Consider the following 321-nt stretch of genomic DNA (forward strand, 5'->3'; position numbering starts at 1 on the left):
AATCCCTGCGATGACATTTAAAGCAAAAGTTATTTCTCAGCGTACGATCAATAAAGAAGAAAGTGTTGGTTATAACGGTTTATGGACCGCTGAAAAAACAACAAAAATAGGGACAGTGTCAATTGGTTATGCTGATGGATACCCTAGGCATGCAGTAAATGGTACGCCTGTTTTTATCAATGGTAAAAAGAGTCAAATATTAGGTCGTGTTTCAATGGATATGGTCATGGTTGATTTATCTATGTTTGAGCAACAAGACTGTATTGGGTTTGATGTCGAATTATGGGGTGATAACATTTCAGTAACTGAGGTAGCTAACTG

At 37.1% G+C, this 321-nt stretch carries 1 protein-coding gene; it reads left to right on the forward strand.

Annotation, left to right across the window (positions count from 1 at the left end):
• Positions 1-321: alanine racemase C-terminal domain-containing protein (locus GQR38_RS20300; protein WP_277344174.1), on the forward strand; the 321-nt coding region annotated here is incomplete at both ends.

It is taken from the genome of Pseudoalteromonas sp. c7(2019), assembly GCF_011378625.1.
Taxonomy (GTDB): domain Bacteria; phylum Pseudomonadota; class Gammaproteobacteria; order Enterobacterales; family Alteromonadaceae; genus Pseudoalteromonas; species Pseudoalteromonas arctica.